Source organism: Spirosoma litoris (assembly GCF_054776755.1).
The window spans coordinates 180,162-195,406 of record NZ_BAAHBI010000005.1 but is presented as its reverse complement, the minus strand read 5'-3'; the positions used below and the strand labels follow the sequence as shown (position 1 = coordinate 195,406).

The following is a 15,245-nucleotide window of genomic DNA, read 5'->3' as shown; positions in this document are numbered from 1 at the left end:
AGCTTTCACTACTTTGTTTTCAGTCAAGACACCCCACCGTTTCCCCTTTTTCAGCTGCCAGCGCATCACGCACCTGTGCCGTTAGCGTAAGCGAATGTTTGCGGGCTTCGTGGTCATAAATAGGAGCCGTTAGAATCAATTCGTTAGCCTGCGTTTGGTCAATAATACTTGCCAATTGCCGTTGAATAGTTTTGGGTGAACCGACGGCCGAACAACGGAAAACAGAGTCGATACCAGCTAGTTCATACGCTGGAAAGAGTGCTTCCAGGTCATCAACAGGAGGCTGCATTTTTCGCGCCTTCCCACGTCGGATGTACAGAAACTGCTGCTGAACGGATGTAAATAAACGCTCTGCTTCCTGATCCGTGTCGGCCGCAATTACGTTAGCCGCTACCATAGCATAAGGCTCTTTTAAGTGATCAGACGGTTTAAATTGAGTTCGGTATACATGCAGAGCACGCATCAATTCGGCAGGAGCAAAATGCGATGCAAAGGCATAAGGGAGGCCAAGTATAGCGGCTAATTGGGCCCCAAATAAGCTTGAACCCAGTATCCAGATCGGTATGTCCAGGCCATTTCCTGGTACAGCCTGAACAAATTGGTTGGACTCGTCGGGTTGAAAATAGCGCTGTAGCTCAATTACATCCTGCGGAAAGGTATCGGGCCCTGTAGCATCGCGACGAAGGGCCCGCGCCGTTGCCTGATCTGAGCCGGGAGCCCGACCTAGTCCAAGATCAATTCGACCGGGATATAACGATTCGAGCGTACCGAATTGTTCGGCAATAACCAGGGGTGAGTGATTCGGAAGCATAATACCTCCCGAACCCACTCGTATGGTTTTGGTGCCACCAGCTACATAGCCGATGACAACGGATGTAGCAGCACTGGCAATACCCGGCATATTATGGTGTTCGGCCAGCCAGTACCGATTATAGCCCAATGCCTCAGCGTGTTGGGCAAGGTTAAGCGTATTGCGAAGTGCCTGAGGAGCAGTGCTACCTTCTACAATAGGCGATAAATCCAAAATTGAAAAGGGAATCATACGACGTTGTTAGAACAGCTTGCCTTATTTTTACGGCGAATAGAACGCAGATTGTCATAATCTATATGATCGGAAAAATCATTTTGATCATAAAATCCTGCGTACTATCAACAATACGCTTTATCAGATCGGTTCCAGAATATGGACCTGATAATTTCTTGCCAGCCCAAATGACTGCTAAACATTTTTTAGTACTTGCCCTCAGTGTCAGCCTGTTTGCCTGCTCGCCTAAAACGTATATCAAAATTCCGGCGGGTAAGGCAGATGATTTTTTTCGATACAAGCCTGGCCAGCCAACCAAAATTCAGGTGCATCGCGGTGGGGGCGATCTGAAAGGGTATCCTGAAAACTGCATCGAATCGTTTGCGTATCTGGCTAAACAACTCTCGGTTGTCATAGAATGCGATATCGACCTGACCAAAGACAGTATTATGGTGATGATGCACGACGCCAGTCTGGATCGAACAACGACTGGAACGGGAAAACTCATCGATAAAACCTATGCCGAACTGAGTCCGTATCGATTAGAGGATAACATGGGGAACCTGACGCCCTATAAAATCCCGACACTGGAAGAGATTTTGCGTTGGGGTAAAAATAAAGTCGTGTTTGCGCTGGATGTCAAGCGGAATGTCTCGTTTGCGAAGGTGGTGGACATGATACATAAAACAGGAGCTGGCAATTATGCGACGGTGATCACGTATACCGTTCCGGATGCAGTTAAAGTCAATCAACTCGATCCCAATCTGATGATTTCAGTGACGATCCGAAACCACGCCGAATACGATCGGTTGCACGAAGCAGGCGTTCCTGATAATCGGATGATGGCGTTTGTGGGTATTAAAGAACCAGAGCCGGAACTCTATAAATTTCTACATGATAAAGGCATTCTGTGCACGCTCGGAACCCTTGGAAATTTAGACAAACAGGCTGATGCCAAAGGATATCAGGTCTACAAAACATTCGTTGAACACGGGGCCGATATGATGTCGACGGATAGACCGCTGGAAATGGCGAAAGTCCTGCATAAATAAAAAATAGTAGGTGCTTGACTGTGGCTGCTTTTTCAGTAGCGTGGGCGGAAGCCCGCGTAGCCGTAAGGCTAATTTGCAGATAAACTGATTAACCTTGCGGCTACGCGGGCTTCCGCCCACGCTACACAAAACTCCCTTACAATTGGCTTTCACGACTACGAATTACCGGTGGCGGATCATCGCGCTATTGTTTCTGGCGACGACGATTAATTATGTGGATCGGCAGGCTCTGTCATTCGTGATGACAGATGCTGGCTTTAAACGAACAATCCTGGGTTTAGCTCCTGATATGCTGCTGACGGACGAACACCTGAAGCAGTTTCGGATTCAAATGGGACTTGTCGATTCGGCCTTTAAAGCAACGTATGCCATTGGTTTTCTGCTGATTGGATGGCTAATTGATCGGGTTGGCACCAAAAAAGGATTTACGATTGGCATCGCTGTCTGGAGTGTTGCCAGCATTGCGTCTGGCTTTGTTTCGACAGTGGGTCAGTTTGCGGTTGTGCGGGCGGTTCTGGGTCTTGGCGAAGCCGCCAATTTTCCCTCGGCTATGAAAGCAATTGCCGAATGGTTTCCTAAACACGAACGCTCAACGGCTACGGGTATTCTGAATGCGGGTTCAAACATGGGCGTTATAACCACAGCGCTACTCGTGCCTTTTCTGATGGTACAATTTGGCTGGCGAGGGGCTTTTCTGATTTCGGCAGTTCTGGGTGTATTGATGCTCGTAATCTGGTGGGTAAGTTATTCCAAACCCGAAGTAACGCCCTCTCTCTCCAGGACAGAATATCAATACATTACCGAAGCCAGAGAGATAACAGGTACGTCCGATCATAAAACACAGTTTTCCTGGCTTCAACTAAGTCGGTATAAGCAAACCTGGGCATTCTGTTTCGGAAAAATCTTTGCTGACCCTGTCTGGTTTTTTTACCTCACCTGGCTTCCTGATTTTCTGCTGACCAATAACCAGCTTGATCAGAAACTGGACCTTAAAAACTTTGGTATTCCATTCCTAATCATTTACGTCGTGTCAGACATCGGCAGTATTTTCTTTGGTTGGTTAGCGACGAATCTGATGAAAAACGGTTGGACCGAAAATAAGGCCAGGAAACTAACAATGTTGATTTGTGCACTCTCTGTTACACCCATTTATCTGATTCCATCTATCCATAGTTTTGCTGGGGTAGTGGCTCTACTAGCCCTGGCTACGGCAGCGCATCAGGGATGGTCAACGAATGTGTATGCCATGTCGACCATCTTGTTTCCGGGTGGTTCTGTCGCTACCGCTACGGGTATGGGTGGTTTTCTGGGCGGTACGATTAGTATGATTGTCGCTGCGGCAACAGGGTATATCGTCGCGAATTTTGGCTACAAACCCATGTTTATTTTTGCGAGTAGCTCTTATCTGATTGGTCTACTGGTTATTCATGTGGTTTTACCAGCTTTACGACCCATTGAGCTGGTCAATGAACAGGCAAGTGTAGCGATCGATGAATAGAATGTAATGAGTACTCTAGCAACTACGATGAAGGCCGGTGTATTGACTGCCATCCGATCTATTGAGCATCAGCAGTGTCCCATTCCTGAACCGGGTACTGGCGAGGTTCGTATAAAAATGAAATCGGTTGGCATCTGTGGCTCCGATGTGTCCATTTATCAAGGACACCGCCCCGATTTGACATTCCCACTGGTTATTGGCCACGAAGGCATCGGTCACGTCGATAAACTTGGCGATGGTGTGAATCAACTTCAACTCGGTGACCGTGTGGTAATTGAACCGAATTACCCTTGCGGTCATTGTGACTATTGCTGGCAGGGACGCGGCAATATTTGTGTAAATAAGCGCATTATTGGTGTACTGGAAACGGGCTGTTTTGCCGAATACGCCGTAGTGCCTGCAAACTTTGCCTGGCAGGTTCCTGCTTCGATTAGCGATGAGGATGCCGTTGTGATTGAGCCAACAGCGGTTGCTTTACATACAATCTATTCGTCGCCAGCTCGTCCGGGCGATGCAGTGGCCGTTGTCGGCTTAGGCGCTATCGGCCTGTTGGTGGCCCATTTAGCACACAAAATGGGCTACACCGTTTTGGCATATGACCGCGTTCAGGAAAAAGTTGATCTGGCCGCTGGCTTCGGTGCTGTTCCTGTTCCCACTGATGCGAATACCGCTCAGATTGCTACCATCTGGAAAGAAGCCAGAGTACACACCGTTTTCGAATGCTCTGGGGCTGCCCCAGCCTTCACGATGGCCGTTGAGGCCGCTCCCCGTGGTGCTTATGTGGTTGTGGCTGGTTTATCCGATAAGCCCAGCGCGATTACCGAATTCGGGATAACCAGACAGGGTATCAGCATTATTACGTCCATTATTTACCAGCATCCCGTTGATTTTCGACGAACGATTGGCTTGATCGAAAGTGGGTTTATACAACCCGGCCGTATCATCTCTGCGCGTGAATCATTTGATAACCTGGCGTCGGGGCTGGAAATGGCCTGTGCTGGTAAGCATGCTAAGATTGTGCTGAAAATCTAAACCCTATAAGGTTTTGGAAACCTTATAGGGTTGTTGTAAATGAGTTAATAACCCAGCGTAAACCGTTTCTGGATAAACTGTGGTTTCTCAATTTCATCAAGAACCGCTACTGCCAGATCAGTCACTGAAATCGTACTTTCACCTTTTTCGTTAAAAACGGGTTGATCGGTACCTATCCGGAATGTACCTGTGCGATCGCCCGGAACCAGCATAATGGCCGGACTTAAGAAGGTCCAATCAAGCGTAGTGTTCTCACGAAGTGCATTGAGGTAATCACGAGCAGCTGTGGCACCTGCTTTCCACTCAGCCGGAAATTGGGGTGTATCAACTAGTTGAACACCCGGAGCCACTTCCAGACTACCAGCACCACCAACCACAAGCAGTCGTTTAACACCTGATTGCTGCGTTCCTTTTTCAATGGCTTTTGAACCTGCCAGAAAATCATCGTACAGGTTCGGATTGGTCCAGCCTGCGTTGTACGCACTCAAAACGGCATCATGACCCGCTACGAGTTGTGCCACCTGATCGGCATCTTCGGCATCTCCCTGTTTTACGGTCAGCTTTGTATCGGTAACCGTAATTTTTTCCGGATGGCGAACAATAGCCGTTACGTCATGACCACGTTGTAAGGATTCGCTGAGGAGAGCTGAGCCAACAAAGCCCGAGGCTCCAATAATTGCCAGTTTCATAGAGTTATTGATTAATTAAATTTATTGTAATGAAATTTGTTACAGTTTTGGGTAAAAAAATTAGTCGAATCGACGACTAAAATCGGCCAACGTACTATCGCCTAATTGTTGAATTAATGCATTTTCCGCTTCAACGTAAAGATCATCTAAATGCTTGTTTATCTGTTTGCCGACAGGACAGGCCGGATTGGGCGTATTACGGGCTGTGCCTAGAAAAGCACCCTGACGGGTTGCCAGGAATACATCCGATACCCGAATCTGACTGGCGGGTTTGGCAAGCCTACTACCCCCATTTTTCCCTTCGCGACTGATGACTAGCCCGTTGTTGCGCAAATTGCTGAGTTCCTTTCGGACGAGAACCGGATTGATGTTAATACTACCCGCCAGTAAATCAGACGTAACCCATTCATCGCTGGCCTGAGCCAGTAACGTTAGAATGTGCATCGATATGGCAAAGCGTCCGTTCATAACTGTTCTATTTATTGTTACAGATTTGTTGGCTAAATAATTCCTTGAAGTGCCAAAATAATTTGTAGAGACAACCTTTCCTGCTAAACTTGTTTTTGTTTTCCCACCTGATGAATGTTAATCATGCACGTCAATCGCAACCGAATGGTGTATGGATCTCTGACCTTAAGTATCCTACTTTTGGGTCTGGCGTCAAGGCGATTTATGGGTGATGTTTCCTTCGTAAAAGATTACGTTGGCGATGGGCTATGGGTACTGATGGTTTATTTTGGTTTTACAACTCTCTTTAACCAATGGACGGCAAGGACAGTTGGGCTGGCAACACTACTGTTTTCTTTTGGGATTGAAATTACTCAGATCTATCATGCGCCCTGGCTCGACGCTATCAGAGCTACTCGCTTAGGAGGTCTGGTACTGGGCTTTACGTTTTTGTGGAGCGATTTGCTTTGTTACGCCATTGGCGTTGGAGTCGGTTGGTTAGTCGAAGCCTATCTGATTCCTGCCCGTTACCAATACCTTTCCTCCTATAAACTATAAAATGGTTATCAGTCTTAAGCCTGAAAAACCTTACTACGCAATCCTCTCCATGCAAAAGACTTCCTTTCAAGACGAGCTAACCATTTCTGCTACACAGCAACGAAATGGAACCGCGAATACCAAAAAAGATGTCCAGAAAATTCAATCCTGGCTGACCTTATTCTCTATGGCTAACCCAGCCGTGGCAACGGCGACTGGTATTGATGGCGATTTTGGAAAGGCGACCGAGCAGGCGGTTAAAAATTTTCAGAAAGCAAAAAAAGTAACTCCGACAGGTGTTGTCGATCAGCCAACATTTGAGTTACTAACCGCACCGATGCGAACTGCTTTCCTGACAGATAGCGCTGGAAGTGGTTTACGGAAACTAATCGTAAACACGGCTAAAAAACACCTGTTAAATCGCCCATTTGAATTGATAATCGACCAGCAGCCAAATTCAGGTCCTTGGGTTCGGGCCTACATGGATGGTAATGAAGGTGCAGAGTGGCTCTGGTGTATGGGATTTGTACAGACAATTATTGATCAGGCGGCTTCTGTATTAGGAAAAAACTTTACCGATTTAATGCCGCTGACCTATAGTTGTGATACGGTAGGGACGACAGGTTTACAAAAAGACATTCTGTTCAGATACTCAGAAATACGGAACAAGCCATCGCTAGTGAAACCGGGCGATATTTTTCTCCTTCAAAAAGCGCCTAACGATTGGGTACATGCCGGAATAATTACGGATATCGGCGATGATTTTTTTGAAACGATTGAAGGAAATACCAACGAGGGCGGGTCTAACAACGGAAATGCTGTACTGAAGCGGGTACGTAATTTCAGAAAGTCGAAACTCGATGTGTTTTCAATTGAAAGTCTGGTGTAAATCTGCCTCGTTGGGCAAGCCAACTTAGTTTATCCAGCAAGGCCCTTCTGATGCCTGAGCTTCGCCGGTTACGAGATTAATTCTGCCAAAAACGCAACGATTCGCGGTTGAGTCGATTGTTCCCGCACTAAACAAATAGGGTTCGTTGGAAGGGATGGTTTGAAGGGGGGTAGGTGTGTAAAACCTAACCTCACCGGGTTTAAGTACAGGATATTTTGTTTTTGTTTTCAATGCCTGACAAGCGTCGGCACAGGATGAAAAGGCTAGTTTAGCGCCAACCTGAATGGGCTGAACATTATCCCAGGGTTGCCGAAAGAGAATCTGCGATTCAGTTAAATAAACACCACGGGGCACATCAACGGCATAGGCTTTGGTCGTTTCGGGATCATAGTTTACCCGAAATTGCTCACTATATCGAATCCTGAGCCAATCCTGTTCATACACAAAGTCGACCCGAAAGGAAACCCCTTCCCGCCAGGGTTGCAGCGCCCCACTGACGTATTTAATCAGGGTGTTGAAGCGAGATTCATTGAGTCCGTTTCGCTCCATAAATTTATGCTTCCAGACCGCCAGGTAATACGTTGTCAACGAGTCAGGGGTTTCGTTAACGGTATAGGTTGGTTGTCCACTGATGAATGGACAATCGCACGGAGCATCTTTAAGAACAATAGGCGTCGGTTGGGAAGATTGACGCTGACAGCTACAAATTCCGATTAGAAAAAATAGAGCGATAAGACGGGGGAGTGACATGGCTAGTTAAGAGTATACATAACTAGACTCTACTAACCGGAAAAGGGTTGGAATCAATCAGTAGCGTGGACTTCCAGTCCGCGTAGCCGAAGGCTAATTGGTGGCTAAAATTTAGCCTTCGGCTACGCGGACTGGAAGTCCACGCTACACTAAAAAAAGCCCTAAACTTAAATCTAGGGCTTTTTTACTAAGAACTCAAGGTAAACTAACTAGCCACTACGATTACGGGTGGAACGCGTTCAGGATCGTTATCTGATGACTCTTTTTTGAGTTTATCGAGGCTTTTATTCAGCGCCTTTTTTGCCGCTTTCTTCAGGCCAACATCGTATAAATCTGTCCGGCGATCTTTCAACACTTGTACCGAACCGTGTTCATGAAGCTCTTTCAATAAACTCAAATCCACATCGGCAATGAGTACCATTTCGGTATTGGCTGTGGCCTCGGCTTTTACCGCATTCGTCGGGAACTGGAAGTCGGAAGGGGTAAACACTGCCGATTGAGCATAGTTAATGTCCATATTCTGCACACGCGGCAGATTGCCCACGCAGCCCGAAATAGCCACATAACATTCGTTCTCAATGGCTCTGGCCTGAGCGCACAGACGTACCCGCGAATAGCCATTTTGCGTATCGGTCAGGAAGGGAACAAACAAAATCTGGATGCCTTGCTGCGCCAGAATTCGCCCTAGCTCGGGGAATTCTACGTCGTAGCAAATGAGCATGCCCACTTTACCACAGTCGGTATCGAATGCCCGAATTTCGTGACCACCCACCATGCCATAGTGCTTGACTTCGTTGGGAGTAATATGAATTTTTCGGTATTCTTCAAACGAGCCGTCGCGTCGACATAAATAGGCCACGTTGTAAAGCTTACCATCCTCATCGACCAGTGGCATGCTGCCGCCTACGATGTTAACGTTGTACGAAATGGCCAGCTCGCAAAGTTTTTCGCGGACGGGAATGGTGAAATCAGCTAGTTTTCGAATAGCAACCGGCTCGGGCAGATCGTTGAAATCGGCCATGAGTGGGGTATTGAAAAACTCGGGCAACACCATGAAATCGGCCCGATAATCGCTGACTGCATTGACGAAGAATTCGACCTGATCCAGAAATGCGTTTAGATTTTTAAACAAGCGCATCTGCCACTGAATTACCCCAAGCCGGATAATGGAGTCGGTATGCGGGCGCTTGTCTTTCTCCGCCACATAGTAGATGTTGATCCACTCCAGCAGGGTTGCATACTCCTTCGACTCCGTGTCGCCGGGCAGGTAGCCACGGAGTACTTTCCTGACGTGGAAGTCATTCGAAAGTTGAAAGGTCAGCGTAGGATCATATATCTCCTTCTGCTTTACTTTGGTAATGTACTCCCGTGGGGTTAGGTCATCAGCAAATTTGTTGTAGTTTGGAATACGGCCTCCAGCGAGAATTCCCTTCAGATTCAATTGTTCGCAAAGCTCTTTACGAGCATCGTACAGTCGCCGACCCAGCCGCAAATCGCGAAAGTCGGGGTGCACAAATACCTCAATACCGTACAGGTAATCGCCCTCGTCGTTGTGGGTTTTAAACGTATAGCCACCCGTGATCTGGAAGTAGGTATGATTGTCGCCAAAGTCATCGTACTTCACCCGAATTGCCAGGGCGCTAGCTACCACTTTTCCATCGACCTCCACACAAAACTGGCCTTCAGGGAAGATACTGAGAAGCTTATTGATTGAACTCTTCGGCCAATAATCGCCCCCAATGCCACTATATACTTCAATCATGGTCTCTTTCAGATCATGATAGTCTTCTTTCTGTAATGTTCTGGTTTGTATATGCACGTATTGATTTACGTTTTTTGATTTACGAATTACGATTTCCTTCTCACGAGCCTTTACGTCGTAATTCGACCATCGTCATTCGTAAATCGTTTGTCCATTTCCGCTACCATCTCATCGGTGAAATCCAAGTGCGTGACAAAGCGCACCAAATGTTTCCCGAACGTGATGGCGCGAATACCTTTTGTTTCTAACTGTTGAACATAATCGGTGGCTAAGATGGTTTCGGGCAGCCTGAAAATGACGATGTTCGTATCGATAGGTAGAATCTCAACGACCTCGGGTAGTTTTTCGAGTATGGCTCCAATTTTTCGGGCGCGGGCGTGGTCCTGTTTCAACCGATCTACGTGGTGATCGAGCGCGTAGATGCCTGCAGCAGCCAGAAATCCCGCCTGACGCCAACCGCCACCCATCAGCTTACGGAACCGACGCGCCTGCCGAATAAAGTCGGCCTTGCCGAGTAGGAGTGACCCTACCGGACAACCAAGCCCTTTTGAAAGGCAAATGCTAATGGAGTCGAACAACTGACCGTAAGCAGTGGTCGGTTCGCCCGTTTCGACCAACGCATTGAACAGGCGGGCACCATCTAAGTGCAAAATCAGGCCATTTTCGGTACAGACTTGCCGAATAGCAGCAATTTCGGGAATCGTATAATAACAGCCTCCACCTTTGTTTACAGTATTTTCCAGGACAACCAGCCGGGAAAGAGGTTTGTGTGAATCGGCCGGGTTATAAATATACTCACGGATCAGCTCGGGGGTGAGCTTGCCCCGCTCGCCGTGTGCCAGACTTACCGAAGCCAGCGCGTTTACCGAAATGCCTCCGCCTTCGTACTGATACACATGTGATAGGTAATCACAGATTACATCGTCGCCGGGGCGCGTGTGCGTGCGAATGGCAAGCTGGTTAGTCATGGTACCCGACGCGCAGAATAGGGCGGCTTCCATTCCGAACAACGAAGCTGCCTTAGCTTCAAGAGCATTCACGGTTGGGTCATCGCCGAACACATCATCGCCGAGGGGCGCAGTAAACATAGCCTCACGCATGGCAGGAGTGGGCTGAGTAACGGTATCGCTACGAAGATCAATAAGCATTTTACAGAATTCAATAACCAGGTTGATGCAGTTTAACCCTTAAAATTGATGAATTACCAACAAAGTTGAAACTCTAAATTGAACGCCAGAATGAAATTGCCGAGGAAGTTTATATGAATTTTTGCCAAAATTGTTGATAGTCTTGCATTTATAGCACTTGCATGTATTTTTGAGCAACCTTTTCCGGTCAATTCCGTCTCAATACGGATTCCGAAACACGGTATCTGTAAAACTCCTACCTTTTATGCTCACAAACAAAGCTCCCTGGATCATCTTACTTGTGCTCTGGATGGCAGGCTCTACCTGGTGGCATGTCTGCAAAATCAAGCAACTATGCGGTGATGATGTAAACCCGTCTGCAGTAGCGACAGAAGCAGATATAGAAACAACACCACCGGGTGCCGATGGCTTTACGATCGCCGATGGAAATCTGTTCCGGCTGGATTTGCCTGGAGATTTTAGTTTTGCTAAATCGGGCGCTAATGCAAATATGAATAGCCTGGGTGGATCACTGGAGTCGATGATTACCTATCTGAAGGCGAACCCTGACCGTGCCCTTGAGATTACAGGCTACTATTCACCCGGTGAAACCAATTCGACTTCTTTCCCAAACCTGGGTCTGGCTCGGGCCGAAGGTATCAAACAATATCTGATCCAGCAAGGTATTCCAGCCGATTTGCTGACAACCAAAGCCGAAGAGCGAAATCTGCCATTTACAGCGGCTGGCGACTCGCTGCGCGGGGGGCTTTACTTTGCTTTCGGTGGTGCTGCTAAGCCAATTGAAGAGCCGAAACCAGAAGAAACAACAGTTGAAAAGCCAGCCGAACCGATTAAGATAACGGAACCTGTCACGGAAAAAGCACTGGCCGAAGCCGAGAAGTTTAGCTCAGTTTTCAAACCTATTGACCTTTATTTCCAACTAGGCGAAGCGAACTACATTAAAACGGACGAAACGAAGAAGTTCTTTGAGGAAGCGATCAAATACTTGTCTACTCACAAGGATAAAAAGCTGCTGCTAACAGGGCATACCGATAATTCCGGACCCGAAGATGTGAATATGCAGCTCTCGCGTGATCGGGCCAATGATGTGAAGTTGAAATTGCGTAAAGCGGGAATCGACTCTGACCAGATTCAGGTGAAAGCTAAAGGTGAAACGGAGCCTAAAGCCGACAACAGCACGATGTCGGGCCGGAAAGCCAATCGGCGTGTAACCGTCGTTGTTCAATAAAATTTGTTTTAAACGATCTCAGGTTTCATTTTTTCACTCAGTGTTACAAAATGGCGCTGGTAAGTGATTAGAACTTGAAACCTGCGACCAATAAACAGCCAAGATATATGTTTAACATGAACCCCCTCAACCTGGCCGATGCTCAGATGCAGCTATGGATTATGCTGCTGGTGTCGGGTATACTGGGTTTTATTATCGGCTATATTTCGCGTCAGCGAACCATTCGGGAGTTGGAAGGTGAACTAGCCAGTACTGAGCGTGCTGTAGACGATTGTCTGAAAATGCCTGCCGCTGTGGTTGCTGCCGCCGATGGCGAAACTCTTGTTCTTAATCGGATTCGGGCGAGAGCCAACGAGATTAATTTTGCCCGGATTGGGGTCGCTTCGGCAGCCAATGCCGATGACCTGAAAGTAATTGTGGGCGTAGGGCCGTTTCTGGAAAAGAAACTGCATGCCATTGGGATTTACACATTCCGCCAGATTGCCAATTTTACGCAGGAAGACATCGATAAAGTCAACGACATTATTGAATTTTTCCCTGGTCGTATCGAGCGTGACAATTGGGTGGGGCAGGCGGCTGAGTTAGCTGTAAAGAAATGATTTTTATAGTTCACGTTTCACGTTGAAGAGGCCATGTTTTATTGCTGGTTAACCATAACCTTGACGCTGAAACATGGAAGCTGAAACCTGAAACAAACTTCTCATTTAAAATTCAATCCCATTATGTTTGGATTAGATCCCTTTAGCCGCCCGGTGGCTATCTCTGAAATAGTACTCTTACTAGCATTTGCTGCATTTATTGGCTGGCTGCTGGGCCGACTGATACCTGCCGGTCGGATTCGGTCGCTTCGTGAATCAATTGATAACAAAGAAGCTGAGTTGGAAGTGTGTCGCCGATCGAAATCGCTTGGGAAAACGACGGTGCCAGCGCCAGTCCGTACACAGCCCGTTGTCGAAACACCGCCTGCGTTTGTGCATGCCGATCCATTACTTCCCGCTTTCACCTTCGATGATACGCCCGACCCAATTAATGTGGATACCGTCTCTCCGGTTAACACAGTACCAGTTGTCGCCCCGCCTGTTGTTGTTCCGGTTGTAGAAGTGCCGCCTAGTAAGCCACCAGTTCCGGCCAATGTTCCGGCACCAATCATAACGGGTAACTCCGAGGCCGCTGTACTCAATCGAATTGCCGCGCGAGCCAGTGAGATCAACTTCGACCGAATTGGCCGAGCCGTTGCATCTGAAGCCGACGATTTGAAAGATATCGTTGGCATTGGTCCATTTTTAGAACGCAAACTCCATAGTCTGGGTATCTATACGTTCCGGCAGGTTGCTAATTTTACGAAAGAAGATATCGACAAGGTGAACGAAATTATTGAGTTCTTCCCCGGTCGTATTGAGCGAGATAACTGGGTAGAGCAGTCAAAAGAATTCTACACCCGGAAGTACGGGTCAAAAAGTTAATTTTTACAAATTTGCCTGATCGTCAATGCCCTGTTCATCTGAATGAACAGGGCGTTTTTATGTTCGACTATGTGAGTGCTTAAGCAAGTAAGCAGATCAGGAATCTAGAGCTTTCTTCTTTCGGACGGGTGTGCTACTCAACAAGGTCATTCGGCCTGCGTGGTAGAAATCGCACATAGACTGTAAAACGCAATCGGTACATTTGGGGTCATACCAGGTGCAAATGCGCTGACCATGCCAGTAAAAATGCTTGTGGAAATTAAACAGAACCAGAGCGTCTTTAGGAAGATAAGCCAGCAGAACCGTATGCGCCTTTTCGGCACTTACTTTCGGGCCAATTAACCCCAATCGTTGGGTGACCCGATGTACATGCGTATCAACAGGCAATACGGGTTTGTGAAAGGTGAACAGCAGTAAAATTGTTGCCGTTTTGAAGCCAATACCAGGCAGCGCAGTTAACCAGTTCATAGCCGCTTCGGTAGATAAGTCACCCAGAAAGTCAATATTAGCGGCACCTGTTTCCCGAAAGAGGTGGATCAGCAAATTCTGGATATAAGGCGCTTTAAGCTCAGGGTAATTTGCGGTTTGAATGGCGTCAATCAAATCGGGGAGCGGAGCATCGCGAACTTGTTCCCAGGTTGGAAATCGTTCACGCATGGTTCGGTAAGCAATGACTTCATTTGCATGCGTAGTTCGGTGGGATAAAATTGTGCCGATTAGCTCATGCATGGGGTCTGGGTATCCTCGAACTGCCTGAATACCATATACTTCGTTCAGTCGTTCATGGGCGTCGCGTGTTTTGGCAGCTAAGTCTGGACTAGTGTTCATGTAAACAGGCTGAGTTCAAAGTACATGTGTGCCTGTTTGAACTCAGCCTGGGCTATAATGTTTGTTGGATGCACGAAAGGCCTTTTTACTGGTAAAATCGCCTATTGGGGTAGCTGTTCCAGCGCCATAGCCAATTCGAGTGAGCCACTTATAGGCCCGTGTGATGCATACCTGGTTGACTGGAATGAAAAGATGATTGACTAGTCGGGCTGCCCAATTTATCTAACTGCTCCACGACGGTTACCACCCGGCGTCTGGATATAGGTAGACTGGTTTTATTCTGCATGATCAGGTAGCTGGGAGTGCGTAAATTAGGGGCCAGCTTAATATGCTGAACGTAATCCAGATTCACCAGGGCATGTTTGTGAACGCGCACAAAAGATGGCCACAGACGGGCGAACCATTTTAGGGTTCGGGCCGAGAGAACTACCTCGCCATTACGCAGGTGGACATAGCTGTAGTTAACATCCCCTATCAGATAAAGGACGTTTTGCGGATCGAATGTGTTGACGGTCCATTTTCTAAGCTGTGGATTATTCATATTGTTGAGATTAAAATGACACTCACACGGATAGATAATTCGGTACTCTCCATTTTTGTTTTCTGATCCGGTTTGATTGCAGAGCGCTGTTGCTGAACCGGATCAAGCTTTACAATCCATTTATAATTCGGGCGTAGCCATTGTTGGATAGATTGCTATCAATAGGCAATTGAGTTAGGGATAAAAGAAGTAAAAATGTTAGAGCCTTAAAGTAACTAGTAGACTTGAGAATGGACGAAGTAGCCTGTAGAGGTGTATGCATATTATTAATTGAAAAGAAGAAAGGTTGAGTAAAAAAAGAGGAAGGTTGAACAGACTGTATTTAGTCCAGGAGTGGTTGAATTAGGACACTAAGTA

The 15,245-nt window shown here is 47.2% G+C and carries 16 protein-coding genes; 8 read left to right on the top strand and 8 right to left on the bottom strand.

Features of this window, described 5'->3' with window-relative positions; genetic code table 11:
* Positions 1 to 19: 19 nt before the first annotated feature.
* Positions 20 to 1,042 (bottom strand): LLM class flavin-dependent oxidoreductase, encoded by a 1,023-nt coding sequence (locus tag ACYVGR_RS03430; protein ID WP_460953879.1) that lies wholly within the window; start codon positions 1,040 to 1,042, stop codon positions 20 to 22.
* Between the two features lie 170 nt (positions 1,043 to 1,212).
* Here ACYVGR_RS03430 and ACYVGR_RS03425 point away from each other — a divergent pair, with 170 nt between their 5' ends.
* The 3 genes from ACYVGR_RS03425 to ACYVGR_RS03415 all read left to right on the top strand — a co-directional run bounded on the left by ACYVGR_RS03425 (position 1,213) and on the right by ACYVGR_RS03415 (position 4,606).
* On the top strand, positions 1,213 to 2,076 hold the full coding sequence (locus tag ACYVGR_RS03425) for a glycerophosphodiester phosphodiesterase family protein (RefSeq protein ID WP_460953878.1): 864 nt from the start codon (positions 1,213 to 1,215) through the stop codon (positions 2,074 to 2,076).
* Positions 2,077 to 2,218: 142 nt separating this feature from the next.
* Positions 2,219 to 3,574 carry an MFS transporter gene (locus ACYVGR_RS03420; RefSeq protein ID WP_460953877.1) on the top strand — a complete coding sequence of 452 codons (1,356 nt, stop codon included), beginning with the start codon at positions 2,219 to 2,221 and terminating at the stop codon, positions 3,572 to 3,574.
* A 6-nt stretch (positions 3,575 to 3,580) separates the two neighbouring features.
* Positions 3,581 to 4,606, top strand: coding sequence for a zinc-dependent alcohol dehydrogenase (locus ACYVGR_RS03415; RefSeq protein WP_460953876.1), 1,026 nt, complete (start codon positions 3,581 to 3,583; stop codon positions 4,604 to 4,606).
* A gap of 44 nt (positions 4,607 to 4,650) precedes the next feature.
* Here the strand turns inward: ACYVGR_RS03415 and ACYVGR_RS03410 are convergent, their stop codons facing one another.
* Both ACYVGR_RS03410 and ACYVGR_RS03405 read right to left on the bottom strand, forming a co-directional pair.
* The gene (locus ACYVGR_RS03410; protein ID WP_460953875.1) at positions 4,651 to 5,295 is read right to left on the bottom strand and encodes an NAD(P)-dependent oxidoreductase; all 645 of its coding nucleotides are present in this window, start codon (positions 5,293 to 5,295) and stop codon (positions 4,651 to 4,653) included.
* A gap of 60 nt (positions 5,296 to 5,355) precedes the next feature.
* The gene (locus tag ACYVGR_RS03405; protein WP_460953874.1) at positions 5,356 to 5,763 is read right to left on the bottom strand and encodes an RrF2 family transcriptional regulator; all 408 of its coding nucleotides are present in this window, start codon (positions 5,761 to 5,763) and stop codon (positions 5,356 to 5,358) included.
* Between the two features lie 123 nt (positions 5,764 to 5,886).
* Here ACYVGR_RS03405 and ACYVGR_RS03400 point away from each other — a divergent pair, with 123 nt between their 5' ends.
* A complete protein-coding gene (locus ACYVGR_RS03400) occupies positions 5,887 to 6,300 on the top strand; it encodes a ribosomal maturation YjgA family protein (RefSeq protein ID WP_460953873.1) in 414 nt (137 codons plus the stop codon).
* Positions 6,301 to 6,349: 49 nt separating this feature from the next.
* On the top strand, positions 6,350 to 7,168 hold the full coding sequence (locus ACYVGR_RS03395) for a peptidoglycan-binding domain-containing protein (protein ID WP_460953872.1): 819 nt from the start codon (positions 6,350 to 6,352) through the stop codon (positions 7,166 to 7,168).
* A gap of 24 nt (positions 7,169 to 7,192) precedes the next feature.
* Here the strand turns inward: ACYVGR_RS03395 and ACYVGR_RS03390 are convergent, their stop codons facing one another.
* From ACYVGR_RS03390 to ACYVGR_RS03380, 3 genes are all read right to left on the bottom strand, one after another.
* A complete protein-coding gene (locus tag ACYVGR_RS03390) occupies positions 7,193 to 7,918 on the bottom strand; it encodes a hypothetical protein (RefSeq protein WP_460953871.1) in 726 nt (241 codons plus the stop codon).
* 205 nt (positions 7,919 to 8,123) lie between these two features.
* Complete coding sequence (locus ACYVGR_RS03385) at positions 8,124 to 9,737, bottom strand: GNAT family N-acetyltransferase (protein ID WP_460953870.1); 1,614 nt, start codon at positions 9,735 to 9,737, stop codon at positions 8,124 to 8,126.
* Between the two features lie 53 nt (positions 9,738 to 9,790).
* Positions 9,791 to 10,828: a threonine aldolase family protein gene (locus ACYVGR_RS03380; RefSeq protein WP_460953869.1), complete on the bottom strand. Its 1,038-nt coding sequence runs from the start codon at positions 10,826 to 10,828 to the stop codon at positions 9,791 to 9,793.
* Positions 10,829 to 11,072: 244 nt separating this feature from the next.
* On the opposite strand from ACYVGR_RS03380, the gene ACYVGR_RS03375 reads away from it, so the two are divergent.
* From ACYVGR_RS03375 to ACYVGR_RS03365, 3 genes are all read left to right on the top strand, one after another.
* Positions 11,073 to 12,056, top strand: coding sequence for an OmpA family protein (locus tag ACYVGR_RS03375; RefSeq protein ID WP_460953868.1), 984 nt, complete (start codon positions 11,073 to 11,075; stop codon positions 12,054 to 12,056).
* Between the two features lie 107 nt (positions 12,057 to 12,163).
* Positions 12,164 to 12,655, top strand: coding sequence for a hypothetical protein (locus ACYVGR_RS03370; protein ID WP_460953867.1), 492 nt, complete (start codon positions 12,164 to 12,166; stop codon positions 12,653 to 12,655).
* 123 nt (positions 12,656 to 12,778) lie between these two features.
* Positions 12,779 to 13,519, top strand: a complete 741-nt coding sequence (locus ACYVGR_RS03365; protein ID WP_460953866.1) for a hypothetical protein — start codon at positions 12,779 to 12,781, stop codon at positions 13,517 to 13,519.
* Between the two features lie 96 nt (positions 13,520 to 13,615).
* On the opposite strand, the gene ACYVGR_RS03360 is transcribed toward ACYVGR_RS03365, so the two are convergent.
* Together ACYVGR_RS03360 and ACYVGR_RS03355 are read right to left on the bottom strand one after the other, a co-directional pair.
* Positions 13,616 to 14,347, bottom strand: coding sequence for an endonuclease III domain-containing protein (locus tag ACYVGR_RS03360; protein ID WP_460953865.1), 732 nt, complete (start codon positions 14,345 to 14,347; stop codon positions 13,616 to 13,618).
* Positions 14,348 to 14,495: 148 nt separating this feature from the next.
* Positions 14,496 to 14,888 (bottom strand): LytR/AlgR family response regulator transcription factor, encoded by a 393-nt coding sequence (locus ACYVGR_RS03355; RefSeq protein WP_460953864.1) that lies wholly within the window; start codon positions 14,886 to 14,888, stop codon positions 14,496 to 14,498.
* Positions 14,889 to 15,245: the final 357 nt, after the last annotated feature.

What these genes read in the sequence shown, in the direction of transcription:
- ACYVGR_RS03395 (WP_460953872.1), top strand. Translation starts at nt 6,350, where the DNA reads ATGCAAAAGACTTCCTTTCAAGACGAGCTAACCATTTCTGCTACACAG.
- ACYVGR_RS03375 (WP_460953868.1), top strand. Translation starts at nt 11,073, where the DNA reads ATGCTCACAAACAAAGCTCCCTGGATCATCTTACTTGTGCTCTGGATG.
- ACYVGR_RS03425 (WP_460953878.1), top strand. Translation starts at nt 1,213, where the DNA reads ATGACTGCTAAACATTTTTTAGTACTTGCCCTCAGTGTCAGCCTGTTT.
- ACYVGR_RS03365 (WP_460953866.1), top strand. Translation starts at nt 12,779, where the DNA reads ATGTTTGGATTAGATCCCTTTAGCCGCCCGGTGGCTATCTCTGAAATA.
- ACYVGR_RS03415 (WP_460953876.1), top strand. Translation starts at nt 3,581, where the DNA reads ATGAGTACTCTAGCAACTACGATGAAGGCCGGTGTATTGACTGCCATC.
- ACYVGR_RS03400 (WP_460953873.1), top strand. Translation starts at nt 5,887, where the DNA reads ATGCACGTCAATCGCAACCGAATGGTGTATGGATCTCTGACCTTAAGT.
- ACYVGR_RS03390 (WP_460953871.1), bottom strand. Translation starts at nt 7,918, where the DNA reads ATGTCACTCCCCCGTCTTATCGCTCTATTTTTTCTAATCGGAATTTGT.
- ACYVGR_RS03370 (WP_460953867.1), top strand. Translation starts at nt 12,164, where the DNA reads ATGTTTAACATGAACCCCCTCAACCTGGCCGATGCTCAGATGCAGCTA.
- ACYVGR_RS03380 (WP_460953869.1), bottom strand. Translation starts at nt 10,828, where the DNA reads ATGCTTATTGATCTTCGTAGCGATACCGTTACTCAGCCCACTCCTGCC.
- ACYVGR_RS03430 (WP_460953879.1), bottom strand. Translation starts at nt 1,042, where the DNA reads ATGATTCCCTTTTCAATTTTGGATTTATCGCCTATTGTAGAAGGTAGC.
- ACYVGR_RS03355 (WP_460953864.1), bottom strand. Translation starts at nt 14,888, where the DNA reads ATGAATAATCCACAGCTTAGAAAATGGACCGTCAACACATTCGATCCG.
- ACYVGR_RS03410 (WP_460953875.1), bottom strand. Translation starts at nt 5,295, where the DNA reads ATGAAACTGGCAATTATTGGAGCCTCGGGCTTTGTTGGCTCAGCTCTC.
- ACYVGR_RS03360 (WP_460953865.1), bottom strand. Translation starts at nt 14,347, where the DNA reads ATGAACACTAGTCCAGACTTAGCTGCCAAAACACGCGACGCCCATGAA.
- ACYVGR_RS03405 (WP_460953874.1), bottom strand. Translation starts at nt 5,763, where the DNA reads ATGAACGGACGCTTTGCCATATCGATGCACATTCTAACGTTACTGGCT.